This is a genomic window from Enterococcus sp. DIV0187, from assembly GCF_051713785.1.
GTDB classification, from domain to species: Bacteria; Bacillota; Bacilli; order Lactobacillales; family Enterococcaceae; genus Enterococcus_A; species Enterococcus_A avium.
In genome coordinates this window covers 1,004,441-1,019,105 of the sequence record NZ_JBIOQO010000002.1, presented here as the reverse complement: position 1 = coordinate 1,019,105, position 14,665 = coordinate 1,004,441, and the positions used below count along the sequence as shown (strand labels likewise).

Annotated in this window: 9 protein-coding genes; all 9 read right to left on the bottom strand. The window is 37.4% G+C overall.

Features of this window, described 5'->3' with window-relative positions; genetic code table 11:
- Window positions 1–272: 272 nt before the first annotated feature.
- The 9 genes from IGI52_RS24870 to IGI52_RS24830 all read right to left on the bottom strand — a co-directional run bounded on the left by IGI52_RS24870 (window position 273) and on the right by IGI52_RS24830 (window position 14,378).
- Window positions 273–2,360 (bottom strand): hypothetical protein, encoded by a 2,088-nt coding sequence (locus IGI52_RS24870; protein WP_438782668.1) that lies wholly within the window; start codon window positions 2,358–2,360, stop codon window positions 273–275.
- A complete protein-coding gene (locus IGI52_RS24865; protein ID WP_185937607.1) occupies window positions 2,347–2,694 on the bottom strand; it encodes an LPXTG cell wall anchor domain-containing protein in 348 nt (115 codons plus the stop codon). The genes IGI52_RS24870 and IGI52_RS24865 overlap by 14 nt, the downstream gene beginning before the upstream one ends.
- Window positions 2,695–2,708: 14 nt before the next feature.
- Window positions 2,709–3,758 (bottom strand): DUF916 and DUF3324 domain-containing protein, encoded by a 1,050-nt coding sequence (locus IGI52_RS24860; protein WP_185937608.1) that lies wholly within the window; start codon window positions 3,756–3,758, stop codon window positions 2,709–2,711.
- Window positions 3,745–4,404, bottom strand: coding sequence for a WxL domain-containing protein (locus tag IGI52_RS24855; RefSeq protein ID WP_185937609.1), 660 nt, complete (start codon window positions 4,402–4,404; stop codon window positions 3,745–3,747). The genes IGI52_RS24860 and IGI52_RS24855 overlap by 14 nt, the downstream gene beginning before the upstream one ends.
- Before the next feature lie 149 nt (window positions 4,405–4,553).
- Window positions 4,554–6,029, bottom strand: coding sequence for a helix-turn-helix domain-containing protein (locus IGI52_RS24850; protein ID WP_185937610.1), 1,476 nt, complete (start codon window positions 6,027–6,029; stop codon window positions 4,554–4,556).
- Window positions 6,030–6,134: 105 nt separating this feature from the next.
- Window positions 6,135–6,965, bottom strand: a complete 831-nt coding sequence (locus IGI52_RS24845) for a lysostaphin resistance A-like protein (RefSeq protein ID WP_438782667.1) — start codon at window positions 6,963–6,965, stop codon at window positions 6,135–6,137.
- Window positions 6,966–7,109: 144 nt separating this feature from the next.
- A complete protein-coding gene (locus IGI52_RS24840) occupies window positions 7,110–8,612 on the bottom strand; it encodes a helix-turn-helix domain-containing protein (RefSeq protein ID WP_438782666.1) in 1,503 nt (500 codons plus the stop codon).
- Window positions 8,613–8,828: 216 nt separating this feature from the next.
- A complete protein-coding gene (locus IGI52_RS24835; protein ID WP_048719687.1) occupies window positions 8,829–9,530 on the bottom strand; it encodes a helix-turn-helix domain-containing protein in 702 nt (233 codons plus the stop codon).
- A 24-nt stretch (window positions 9,531–9,554) separates the two neighbouring features.
- Entirely contained in the window at window positions 9,555–14,378 is a 4,824-nt protein-coding gene (locus IGI52_RS24830) for a Spy0128 family protein (protein ID WP_438782665.1), read from the bottom strand.
- Window positions 14,379–14,665: the final 287 nt, after the last annotated feature.

The following is a 14,665-nucleotide window of genomic DNA, read 5'->3' as shown; positions in this document are numbered from 1 at the left end:
GCTAGTAAAAAAGTAAGCGCGAGTATATGCACTGCTCCATAGACGAAATAAACAAAACATTGGAGGAATCAAATCCTTCACATCATTCTTCAAACGAATAAGACTTTTTTCAATTGAGGCTATTAATTATCGAACCTGAAGTCGATGTGAAATGTTTTACTTCAAACTTTTTCATATTAAAACTCCCTTATCGCTGCTCTTACATCCACCCATTTTGCATATCTTAGGAAGTGTTTCATTTTTTTTTTTAGTACCTTACAGTTACTACTGATTTATTCTTCTGGTACATCCTCAAGTGACCAACACAATACGCCATTGTATGTGCCGACTGTGTCTGAGGGATGAATTGTTAATTGCAAATGCTCCGCCAAATTAACCTTCGTACTGCCGCTTCCATCCCAGATCGGTTGATTGTCCTCATTAATTGGAACATCTTGCTTCTGGTTTTTATAGCTTAATCTTTGAGCGAGTACCTGGCCTTTTTCATTTGTTAGCGGCTGTTCTTCTTTTACTTTAATTGTCCAGTGACTTTTATCCAGCTTGCTTACATCCTCAACCCCAAATTCTTCCTTCGTGGTTGCAGAGATTATCTTATCCATCGCTGGAATCTCATTTTCACCGAAACTAATCGTATTAGGAATAATAAGCTTAGGACTAGATTCTTTCTTGATAATTCTACTTTCCTTTTCAGATTCTTGATTGTTATCGTCTTTTATATAGAAGAAAACCTCTTGATCTAGCCAATTTTCAGGAAATGTGAACTTAACCTTATCTACCATATTTTCAGGAGCGTTTGCGTATTCCTTTAGCACTTTTTCTTCAGTACCGCAACGAGCCATTAGATACACCTTAGCACCAGTGTCGTGCGAAAACGTATATGAAAGTTCGCGTGAATTAGTAAAACGCGAGATGTAGAGCGGATTTTCATTATCATTCAGTTTGAATTGCAATACCTTTTTTTCACGATAACGATGAACAATCATCTGTTCATCCGGCAAGAAGATTCCCTTGTCTTGCTTATTATCCTTGATAGGTTCATATCCAGGAATTTCTGGATAATCATTAGATAAATCAAAGGGTGTGGTTAGGATTCCCTCTTTCGTTATCGACTCACGTAACGTATTGTCTCCTTCGTCTAAAAAGGCTATAGTTATTTTTGCACCATAATTGATTACAGAAGCCGCCGATTTTTCTCCTAAATTTTTTCCATCAAAAATAGTTTGTACACTAAACGGCAAGCTTAATTTCCCATCAGAAACAGCAGATGAATCAACAGGATTTTCTGCTCCGATCCATTTTAGATATACGTTATATTGAAGAACGGTGTCATATAGACGATTATCTGTTGGATTCTTAGCTTTAATTATCACATGGTTGTCATCTGTAACCTGATAACTAAATAAATCGGTAAGATCCTCTCCAATTATATTAGTTATTCTCATTTTTTCTGGCTCATATTGTCTTGTCTGATTCACCTGCTCCAAATTGAAATCAATTTCTATTTGATTTGTTTTTGACCATTGATCGACATTTGGCATCGTCTGCTGTGCCTTCAAATAAACATCTTTATTTGCTACTTCAAATTCTGAATCTACAGCGTAAGCAGGAGGAAATTCTGGTTTGGCTATAAAATCTGTGAAATAAACAATTGACGAAGGAGTAACATCGTTGTTGTGTACCATAAACGTGATAGTAGAAACAGCATTTGTTGTTACTTCAAAACGCTGACGCGGATCTCGCCAAGGAATTCCAGCGGTGATATTTTTTAGATATAACCAATATTTATCTCCTCCGCCGTCCCAAGTATCATAAAGAATATGTGTTGGATTTTCCGCATACAATGAATCAATTATTGTGCCTGGATTTTTATAGCCAATATATTTGTTTTGATTTAGCCCATAATAATTAAATGCGGTTTTTATCTCCATAGGCTGACCATTTTTGTCCAAAAATTCATAAGTGACGATCATTTCACCTGAAATATCAATTCCCAGAAAATAGCTCTTTGTGAAGCTGATGGTCCCGCCATCTAAATTGCTTTTATTTCTCTCCACTATTATCAGTAAGCTTACTTCTTTTCCCTCATAGAAACCGACATTTTTCACTAACGCTTTACTTCTATTTGTCTTTCGATCAACCGATATATAATCTGAACCGACATCTCCTTCAAGCGCTTCAACAGTCGTATTTTTTCCATAATGCATGATGAAGGTATTTTCTGCCGGTGTTACTGATTGGTTTGCCCAATGGAAGTACCCTAGATCTGTCAGAGGTCTAGGTGCCGCCTCTACTCTGACTGAGTTCCAGAAAACACCTGCAAATAATATTAGCCAAAACAATAAATGACTACGCTTTTTCATCTTGCATCGCCTCATTTCTAAGTTTCGTTTTCAACGAGTAGATGAAAACAACTAAAACTAGAATCAGCAGGCCGATTCCTCCGAATAAAAGTGATTTTTCTTCATTTGTCTTTGGGTACATTTTAGAACCTGATCCTGTTGCGACTGCCACCATTTGAGGTGCGTCACTTTTGGAATCATTCATCGATACCTTCTCCATTGGTATCGTTTGATTTTTATTACTAGGTTGATAAAATGTTATACCCACTTCACTTTTGGCTTGCTCAGCAGCTTCTGCTGGCATAGATACCCCTATCAATAACGCCAAAAGCAAGAAGCTCAAAACTTTTTTCATTTTTCTCCCCCGCTCTATCGATCTTTACTTTTTAATTTGTAAATATACACGATTAAACCAAGAATGATTCCCAAGAATACGATCCCTATTAAATAAAGCAACCAGCTATAATCCTTTGTGTCTTTTACTTCTACTGCTTGCTTATTCAATTTTTCATCCGTACCTTTGATTTCAAACTCTTTTCTAAACACCCATTTCTTTCCAGCATCATTTTTTAAATGCATTGTTAGTTCATACTTGCCTTTTTTAAGAGGCTCGTTATTCCAGCTGATTGGCAAATGGAAGCTGGTTCGCGGTGCAAAGGAGATTTTTTTATCTAAGACTTTCAGTATGTCCTTCTGACCTTTTTTTGTCACCGTCGCATGCATGGCCAATTTGCTCATGAGTATGGGCTGCGTATTTTCCATCTCAGCAAATACTGTCAAATAACCATTGTCTAATCCTGGAGTCACTTTTTTTAAAGCCAATCCTGGTTGAATCTCTTTATCCGAACAGCTGAGTTTGGCACCAATAGTATAGGCAAATTTATTTTTAAGACTGAACCCTTCATCCTTTTTTTCTTGCCCTTTCGTATCTTCATAGCAATAAAAACCGCCTAGAATCGTTCCATCGAATCCTTCAGCAGGAATTTTTAATTGAAAGCTTACATCTCGTGCTTCTCCTGGCTTCAGTGTAACTGTCTGCGGCTCAGAGATAAGTTCTTCAAAAGAGGGTCCGCCGATTAGCTTGGCTCCATGCTTTGAATAATCAATTGAACCATTTTTATTAGTAATGGCGTTATTCCCCTCAACGATGACCTGAATCTGCTTTTCACTTGTATTTTGTAGCTTAAGTGTTAGCTCCTGCTCAGCACCAGGCTGCACCTTCAGATCATAATAGCTTGCCTCAGATTGCTGATTATCAGGTAAAACTGCTTGAGCATCAAAGCTGACCTTATTTGTCGTGTTTTTTTCTTCAGCCAAAGTATGAGTTGGTAAAAAAAGAACTGCTAAGCTAACAAAACAAAGAATAAAAAAGAGGGGGAATCTCTTCCCCCACCCTCCTAGCTTCCTACGCTGGCGCATCAGTTAACACCCATGTTAAATCTGCCGTATAGCTTTGTGCTTCCAATCCAGCACGCGGTACGTGAAGCTTCACATTTTCATTTTGACCGTCTTGGCCTTCAAAGACTGCCGCAAAACCTCCAGCACCTTGTCCTTCTTTTGCCAACATTACATCTTGATATTCATCACTCAATTCAAAGAAATCATTTGCCATTTTAGGCGCTACTGATTCATTGTCTTTTGTCACGACTTTCCCATTGGCTAATGACATTTTTGCTCCAGTTAGCTCTTTGCCATTTTCACCTACAAATGGAGAGATAGTTACACCAAGTGTCCAACCTTTTGCTCCGCCTCGAGTATCGTTTACCTGCACGTGTGGCTTTTGATTCATTGCAAAGTAATCTGTATCTCCCTGTCTAATTTCTTGTTGACCAAATGTAATATTTGATGCATACGGAATGGATAGAGCTCCAGTACCTCCTGTACTTGGATCATCATCATGAGTATCATCTGGAACAATTGGGTCCACATCTTCTCCCGATCCTGCAGTGAATGTTACGTCTGTTTTGTTCGTATTTTCTGTAATGTCAGTAGCGAAAACAGTCGTACTTGTCGCACTTAATGCCAATAACCCTAGTGCGGCGGTTGTAACTATCGTTTTTTTCATTCTATAATTCCTCCTAAATAATAATTAGTCTAATTCGACTAAATCAATTCTCGCATGGACTTCTTACTATTTCTAGTTCGAAAATTTTCCTAAATCCGGAAAAAAATTAGAAATACTTCTTTCATCAAATTAAAAAGACGCATCGACTTTTACGTCCATGCGTCTTTTTGATTGGCTATATCATAGATAACTTTCCCTAATTGTCGCCAGTTTCTTTCAGTGGGGATGTTTTTCATTAATACCAACGGTGTATCTCCAGTATTGAAATAATAGTTAGAAACGACTAAATCTACTTCTGAGGCCTTTGTTTTATAATCATAAAATGCAAAAGTATACGTATGACCAAATTGTACATTGATTTTATTCATCAACCATAAGCGATGAGTATGGTGCAGATCATCTTGAATTAATACCTTTAAAGGCTTAAAACTGCTTAAAAACAGTCCGTAATAATCTAAAACAAAGTAATAGTTTAAAAATAGCTGCTCCCAATTTTCTAAAATAGCCGATACTTGTTTATCTGCCATTTGATTCAGTGTTTTATGAAACGTGTTAATTATATGATAATTCCTAGGTTTCTCTGCAAGAACCTCATTCTGATAGGAACGATTAAAGAAGAGATCAGTATTTCCATAAAAAAATAGGCTCCTCTCATGAAAGGCAATAAAATTGAATAATAGCTCTTGGTCCATTAAAGCCAATTCAAAATTGAAATCCTGTCTCAAAGCAGCAGCTAAATTCTCCACCGCTCGATAAGAATCGGTGTTAGCCTTTTGATGTGCCGCGGCGTAACTATTCTCATAGCATTTGTTCCCATCAATAATGCCGAAGGAGTAAATGATTTGATAGAGAAAAAACAGCTCATCATTATTTAAGACCATATCGGTTTCGCTGTGCCAATGTCTCAGTCGTTCAAAATATGGATCTAATTCGATGACCGCCTTCACGCTAGTGTGAATTGATATATTGACGATTTTGCTTCTTTCGAAGGTTATTGCCAGCCAATAAGAAAATATACGTTTCTGCAGGGGTTCCAACGAAATTCGATAGTTTTCTTCAAAGCTTTCTATATATGATTCTATCTTGTTTAACTTTGTAGCAAAGGGCCAACTTCCAATATTTTCCCGCGTTGAATGCCAGTAAAAGTAATAATAAAAGCAACGAATTCTTTGTTCCTCTGCCTGTAAATAGAGCTTATAGGGCTGAAAGTCAATGTGATAACGCTCGAAATACGGACCAAGTAACTTTGCATACCGAAAAACAGTCGATACGCTCGTAAATTGCTTTTCCGCAAAATCCTTTAACGACTTTTCAGGCTGACGATACATAAAATCGATTAGCTGATAATTGTACGAAGCTTTATAGAAATGAAGGTAGATTGCATAGATTGGAAAATCCTCTTCCTTTTTGACATAGAAGCGTTTGTTTTCATCATTTAACAGATAAATTCTACCATCATAGATCTCAAACAGTCCTGATAATTCTTCAATGTAGTGTAAGACAGTTTTGTTTGTAACCTTGAGCAAGCTTTTCAATTCCTTTATAGTGCACCAATCATTTTTCTCCAGCAGGTGATCAAGTAGGACCACTTTTTTTACAGATGTTTTTGTTAAAAACGTTTGCATTTCTTTTAACTCCTAACCCTTTCTTCTCAGCACGTAATGACCAGCCAAAGAATAGACTTCCCTCAGATTCGAAGGAAGTCTGTTCTGATCATCACTAATCACTTATCAGACGATGCTGTTGATTTGTTTCGTTTTGTATAAATAAAGTAGAAGGACTAGAGTAAGAACAGCTAAGACAATAGTTGTTGACAGTGCTGCCTCTGCTCCGAACTGTCCTCCAGTTAGTAGCGGGTTGTCCCCATGAATGATCGTTCTAAAGTATCCAGATTCGGTAGTTCCGCTGACTGGAATTCCCAATAAGGAACCTTGCACCCAATTCCAGGTAATGTGAGCACCGATCGCTGTAAGCAAGCTTCCAGTTTTATACATCAACACTCCAAAAAAGCATCCGGCGAGAAAAACATTCACTAAAGCTAGTAAGCTTACATTCGGATTTAGAGCATGTACTAAAGCAAAAAGAAGACCTGAACCTAGTAAGGCGATAATTGGTCCAAATTTTAACAGCCGATGTTGAATAAACCCACGGAAAAATAACTCTTCACTCGTACCGACAGCCACAAAAATCACAAAATTAACAAGTAATTTATACAGATTTTGATTTCCTGTTTTCAACTGATAAAGTCCTGGTAAATAGAGTGTCCCTTTAATAATCAAAAATACACCGATTCCTGCTAACAGTCCATAAATTAACTGACGCCCATCACCCTTGTTCCAGCTCATTCCATAATTACGAATCGTCTTTTTTTCCACCCTACTAGCAAAATAGAAAAACAATAAGCAAATAGAAATGTGTACTACTGTACTCACCAATGCACTTACTAAAAGCATACTCGCAGGAAATAGTCCTGCGACTGCATTATTACTTATCATCCCCAATACGAATCCAAATAAGGCGATAACTACTGCTAACCCTTTTAAAAAATATTCTTTTTTCACACAAATTCCCCCTTTGCATTTTGCATATTAGCATTATTTGCTATTTTCAGCCAGAATTTGTTCTTTTCAATCAAATAAAAAAAGAATCAAACACGAAAAAATCATACTGTTCGCGATCATTTTCTAGTTGTACCGAGAGTCATTTTACGATAATAACTGATTGTATTTTTGATCACGAATTTTATTAATAAAGGTAATTACTCGAATCCAATCTGAAAGATACTGCTTTTCGTCCCATTGAAAAAGATGCGGCAAATCGCGAGAAAAATACTTAGACAAATCAATCGCGTAATCGGAAATCACAACATCCGGTTTTTGACGAATACCGACAATAATAATCGGGCGCGGACTGATTCGCACCAAAGTTTGTTTCTGCAGCTGTTCTTCTAGTCCCCGCCCTTTGGACTCTATCGCCACACGGATAGGTAGATCGCGGTCCATCAGAATATGATAAAGCAGTTGTGAAACATAATATTTGAAGGAATTTGAATTGATTGTCTTACTCCATTTTTCATTTGGCGTATCCACACTGTGAGCGATCCTTTCCAGGAGATCAAAAAGATAAAGATACTGGTCCTCAACCTCAGAAATTGTCATATAATCACCGAAGGAATCGATTTGTTTCCCTAATCCAAATGTTAATAAAAAAGAAAAAATATACGTGGTATTAATAAATAGAAATCTTTTTTCATCCTGTCCGAAACGATATTGCAAATGCTCCTCTATCTGAATGATCCATTCGTCAATTAAGCGTCGATAGTCACTTAGAAAAGTCGGCGATTGTAATTGAATCTGTTGCAACGTTTCTTGAGAATAGCTCTGTCCTACGGTAAACATATAATAGATATACAAGAATTCATCACTAGGTAAATCCTTTTCGAAAAGTAGGTTGGCTTCAAAAAAAGGAACAAGTATTTCTTTTTCAAAAAGCTCTTTGGAAATAAAGGGATTAAAAAACTTTCTGACCGTTTCCGGTATCGTTTGAATCAAATAGCCCTGTTTAATACGCATAACAGTCACTGCCAGAAAATTGATAAAACGCTCCTTATCTGCATGTCTAAGAAAAGGAAAGTATTCAGTTAAACTTTGATAGATCACAGTTGCACTTTTTTGAACAATCGGAGGACGATTGCTGTCAATTTCATCATAAATATGCCAATAAAAACTATGAAAGAAAAAACGAATACGAAACTCATCTCCAATTAAATACCCGTTCTTTTTTAAATTCAAACCGATTTGATATTGAGCCAAAATTGGACTAAATTCTCCAATTTGTCGTTGGACCGTTCGACGACTTAGGTATTGACTTTGACTAAACGATTCCAGGGATTTGAATTTCTGATTAAAAATAGCGTCCCAAATAATAAAGGGCAGCGTTGATTTGGTTAAATCCACTCGAATTTTATTTAGCAGAAATCTTTCGGAAAACTTAATTGTGGCTTCCTTATTCTCTCGCTCTATCGAAAATTCAGGATAACTCTGTTGAATCGTTTCTATCTGATCCAATACTTGTCTTAACATAGAATAGGAAATACTCAGTTCTTCTGTAAGTTCTTTATAACTGAAAACAGAGTTATACGATCGATAGCAGTACGTGAAAACCTTTTGTACTAGTTGATCTTGTCCCTTTATAAAAGAATCTAGCATCAGAAAGCCTCCTTTGTTCTTTATAAATTTAGAAATATAACAATATTTTTATTGATCATAAATAATTCACTCACTGTTTTTTTAGACAAAAAAGCAGTAAAAAAATTTTCGAAGGATAAAATCCGAAGATTTTTTACTGCTTTCATTGAAGTCTGAAAAAATTATGACCTATATTTTGATGCTCCATCGACTAATTCATTTTTTATACACATTTCATCACACTTGATTTGTAACAGAGGCTTTTTTAGAAACAACCTTTTTCAAGCAATAGCCGTTTCCCCAAGAGGTTTGCAGCTGGGATTCATCTAATCCGTGCTCGCCCATTTTCTTCTTAAGCGACTTGATAATGCCAGACAGACGGCTTTCCTTCGCTCTTGAAGGTGCAGATTCCCACAAGTAATAGCACATCTCCGTTCGAGAAATACATTTTCCTATTGATTGCTTCAGCAAGCGAAAGACTCGATATTCTTGCTTTGTTAAGCGGTAATCGAAATTTTCCAAATCAATATCTTTTTCCTTTGTCAGCGTAGGTTTGCTTTTTTGCTCCGTTTTCTCGCGAATTGACATCTGCTCGCGTAATTCTTCAAAGCTTACTTTCTGGGAAACAATCAATTCGACTCCTTGTTGCTTCCATTGCTCACGAGTCTCCTCATCTAGCTCTGAAATTGTTTTTCGTATGAGTCTGCAGTGAAACAATTTCAATGTTTCTAGACAAGTTGCTACTTCCTGATCTGAAATGGTTTCGCTTAGAATTACTGTATCAAAATAATCAAGCTCGCTAGAAAATTCCTCTTTATCTGTACTTTGCAAATCCAAAAGTACTTGATTACTGCACAGCACCTCATACCCTAAATCATTCAGTTTTTTTACAAAATCCTGTTCGTATGAATAACTTTTTGTTAAAAGTAAGACTGTCATTAAATCCTCTCATTTCATGTTTTCTTAAATGCTCTTTTTTCTGACTTTTAATACAACTACTCCCAATACAATCAATAGGACTAAAATGCCCAAAGTGCTCCAGATGCCACTGTTTTGACTTCCTGTACTTGGCAAACGTTTAGAAGTTGTAGATGTGCTTCTCGTTGTAGTTTGATGGGTCGTCGTATTCTTCTTCGTGACACTGTTCTTCGTCTCATCCTTTGTTTTTTCTATCTCTGGCTCTGCTATCGGCGTATTTTCTTTGGTAACCTCTTTTATATTTGGTTGATTATCTTTTACTGAAAACTCAATTGGTGTTGCATCTAATTGGTACCCTTTTGGCGCCTTGGTTTCAATCAGCTTATAGCTTCCATCAGTCAAACCTTTAATAAGAATCGTTCCATCCTTACCGGTGACGATCATTTCCTGACCCTCGACTATTTTATCTTCGCCAGTTACCAATTCAAATTCTGCATTTGCCAATCTCTTGCCAGTTTTACTATCTGTCTTTTTCAATAGCAGTTCACCCGGCGGAATTTCCTTATCTGGAGTAAAATGATTCGTGAAAATCGGCTGCTTTCCAGCTTCAACTCCTTCGTAAACAGCGGTAGTCTCAAGCTTTCCAGCTTTCTCCTCAACAGTCACGAACACCTTATAAATAGTGTCATCGTAGGTGATTCCGGTCTCTTTTTCGGCTGGGATCACTTCGGAAATCGTATACTCGTAAGTTCCGGCTTCACCATACTCGATCGCATCAAATGTAATCGTTCCATCTGCCGCATTTTTCTGGATTTGATCCACGCCTTCACCTTTCAGATTAAAGCTGAATTCTTCGGCTTTTAGCTTTCGACCTGTTAATTCTTTTTGCGCTTCTAAACGAATACTTCCCGGTGTCACTGCATAGGTGTTCTTGAATGTTGGTACTTCTCCGACTTCCACATTTTCGTATTCGGCTGTTGCTTCCAGCTCACCAGCTTTTTCTTCTACCGTCACAATTACTTTGTACGTTGTCTCATCGTAGGTAATGCCTGCTTCTTTTTCGGCTGGGATCACTTCAGAAATCGAATACTCGTAAGTTCCGGCTTCACCATACTCGATCGCGTCAAATGTAATCGTTCCATCTGCCGCATTTTTCTGGGTTTGATCCACGCCTTCACCTTTCAGATTGAAGCTGAATTCTTCAGCTTTTAAAGGTCGTCCGCTTAATTCTTTCTTCGCCGTTAATTCAATTTTTGAAGAAGCTTTTCGATTTTCTAAAGAGAATGTATGATTTATTCGTTCTCTAGAAATGATAAACTCATGCTCTTGGTTGTCCTTCACATATCCTTCAGGTGCTTGACTTTCTACAATAACATAGGTTCCATAACGTAAATTAGACAGATGATCGACTTCCGCACCATTTTCAATGATTTTATCGCCTTTTACTTCAATATTTGAAAGCATCAGTGTTAGATTGCCTTCAGTGTCCTTTCGATAAAGATCGAAAAAGGCTGAACTTGTAGTAATTAGCTGATCGTTCTCATCTAGTTTCCGGAAGGTGATCGAGCCATTTTTCCCACTTGAAGTTCCTTCACCATCTGTAGATTTCACGGTCACAGTTTTCGTTACTTCATGAAATTGGATGTCTTTACCATAAAGTGATGCCTCGTTTGCAATCACTTCATTATTTTGAATCCCCGGATCTAGCAATGTTTGATACTCAATGATGTAAGCAGAATCGATCGTCTCACCTAGATGAATGGTTAATGTTTGAGTTCCTGCTGCAGAATCCGAAGTAACCACAGGGCTGTTTTCTTCTGTAAACACAAGAGCCTCGCCATCTTTAACAAATGTTCCTGAACCATTATTTTTTGCCTTAAAGACCTTTACCACTACATTTTTATCAGCGTCATAAACAAATGTCTGCTCACTGATTTTTACAGTGTCTTTAACGACTGGATCGTGAATTGTATGCCCGTCTTTATTTAAAACAACAGACCAATTGATTGAACGGTAGTCTTCACCTGTTCCTTGTTGACCGCTCTTAGAAATCCATGCATCCTTCGCACTTTTTTCAACGGTTCCTTCGACCTTTATTGGTTTACTATCCTTTACTGTCATCGTCGCAACGTTTTTATAGGTTGGAACTTCATCCGCCGCTTCTGCCGAAACAAAAATGGCGAAGGTTGACTCTTTGTCTTTTAATAAGGTAATAGTTGGAACCCCAGCTTCATCAAGTTCATACGTATAATCAACATTGACTTCCCATTTCGTTCCTAATTGAGCAGCTTCTAGCTTACTAGCAGCCACATCGACATCGTAAATAACAAGTTCTTTAAGCGTTTGTCCCTCGCCTAATGCTTCTTTAATCGTTGTCTCTTTAGGAATGGTTGTTTTCCATGTATTAAACAACGCTGTCCAATACACACTATTTTCTCCTGCGGTTGTTTCTAAGAATGGATTATTATGACTAAAGGCCTTGGCTACATCTACCCCTTCTGTAAGATATTTCCCATATTTTAAACCATTAAATGCGTACTGTGCACTCACCCACGTGGCAAGTTCTGCACCATCTGTATGATTTTTTCCATCTTCACCGGTATACGTTACCACTACGCTATTATCAAATCTTTGTGTAGTACCCGTATCATGATGTGGCTGTTTGTCCATGAAGAAGTGTGTGTCATAATTAAAGGTGATTTGATCGCTTGTTGTTGCGTAAGCCCCAATTAATCGGATATTAAATCCTAACGAATAATCTTCATCGCCATCGACTTTTTCCAGAACGTAGTCGCTATCTTTAGTTAAAACCTTATCAGTCGTTCCATCATTAGCTTTTACTACAAGCGATGATTCAATCAATTGAAGCGCACTCTTATTTATTCCAGAAAGAGTGGTGTATCTATCTTTGATGATCGCATCTTTCATTAAAAGACGATTTTTGTTCAATACTACCTGCCAGCTGATTGTGTTCGTCGCATAATTCTTACTCGGCGCTGTTTTGGTGATGCCTAATGCTCCTTCAACATCTGGTGTTTCTCCCGCATTAATTTCTTCACTTTCTGTTCCATCAATAATCAAAGCAGTATTCTGAAGAGCACTTCGTAATGGCGTTGGCACATCAAATGTTTGGGTCGAATACTTCACTTTATAAACGCCTTTTTCTGCAAAATTTAACGTAAAGTGTACATACTCTCCGTTTTTTTCTTTATAATCAGCCGCTGCTTCTGAAAATGTCCACTTATCACTAGCGACTTCATTGCCATTTTCGTCATACACTTTGATGCTGTCTTTCAATAAATAATGTTTTGCTGTATTCGGATCACCATATCTTGAATACATCCAGTCCTTAAGAATTCCACCATCAGTCGTATACGTAGCTTTGATTTCCCAGTTGAAAATACCGGTATTTAAATCATAATCCGTACAATATTTATAATTGTCTCTATCATCGAAAGACACACTCGCCTCTGCCGAATTAGAAATAAAGTTATCTCCGCTAATCGTTGCTTTGTTCAAAAATTCCTTCTTGCTTTCATCATCCACCCGCATTTTAAGAACAATTTTTACTGGCTGATTCATCACACCAGAGGTAAATTTGTAGACATAATCTGTGCCAGCTATCCAAGAATTAATAAAGCCTGCTGGCGGTATTACCCATTCACCATTCTCATTCATCACATAATCCTGGGTATACCAAACAGATAATCCTTCAGGCATCGTATCTCTTAAAACCGCGTTTCTCAGATCACGTCTTTCTTCATTTAAGATGATCGTCCATGTCACTGAGTTATCAGCTTCAATTTTTCCGCTTTTACTAATGTCCGCTTTTACGACTGGAATGACAATCCTAATTTCTACTCCAGCCTCATCTGTGATCCCAGTTGAAATCTCAATTGTTTCATTTTCCGTAGTAATTTTCAGTTCTGTTCTTAAATCAATCGTCCCTTGACGCTCGCTTAAATTTCCGGCTTTATCATTAAAGGTGACGGTTAAAAGCCCATTTAAGTCTAAGGTGAATGACCCTAAAACATCTCCATCCTGATTTTTCAGCACATCTGTTACGGCATTATGAATAGAAAAATAGTCAGGCAGCTGATACGTATAAAAATCACCATTTTGTATAATTTCTGCATCATCCAACACCCAATCAAAATGAATCTTGATATTAGCATCTTGAACAGCCGGATTTTCCTCATTAAACTCTTGGTCATTAAAATCCGTAATTTTAATATTGGTAAATAAATTCACGCCACGAGCGTTCAGATTTGCTTCATGATCCGCCCGAGCTTGTCTTTTAGCTATTGTCTGGTCTGCCTCAGCTTGGTTGACGATATCGGGCGCTGGATCTGAAGCTTTGTTGTAATATATACTGGTCAACACATTATTCCCAAAATCGATTGTTTCTGCTTCTACATTATCTGATGTAGTTTCTGCCGTTACCTCAATCAATCCTTCATAAAATTTTGCACTAGCGAAATCTGGTACAAGTCCATCTGCTGTTTTTTGATAATTTTGTTTGAATTGAAAGATTAGTTGTTGATTTTTTACTTGATAATTCCCCATCTCGCCTAAACTACCTGATTGCTCTGGGTAATGCAGGTTTGCGGGCAACTCAATAATCGTGGTGGTATTTTCCTCAATCAATGTCGGTTGTGCCAGTGCCCAACTTAAATTCAGTTTGACAGCCGTCTTTTGATCTATCCGATGATTCTCTGTGATTTCCTGATCATTGGTATCTGTGACAGTCACTTGATTAACGACTACTCCCGTTTGATCCGCGGTTTCCGCAATAGCCGACATCGGAAAAAGACTAATCATCATGCCAATTATTGCAGACAACGACCAAAGCTTTTTTAATCGTTTCATTTTTCACAACCTCCTTATACATGTAAATAATTTGCTTAAGCGTTGACTCTCCGCCTTAAACAAACTAATCCATTAAAATCGTCTTATAGCTTTTTATTATTTTTCCGCCTCCTTTATTACTTTCCCAGCATTTCCCAACCTTTTGACTAGCTTTTCTTCCATTTTCCAAGGCTACAGATCTGAGAAAAGCCGCTTCAATTTATACAATAAATAGGCTCTTTCTCATCTATTATTATTAGTCAAATTAGAGGTCTGAAAATGACAAAAATAATAAAATAAGTCTATAT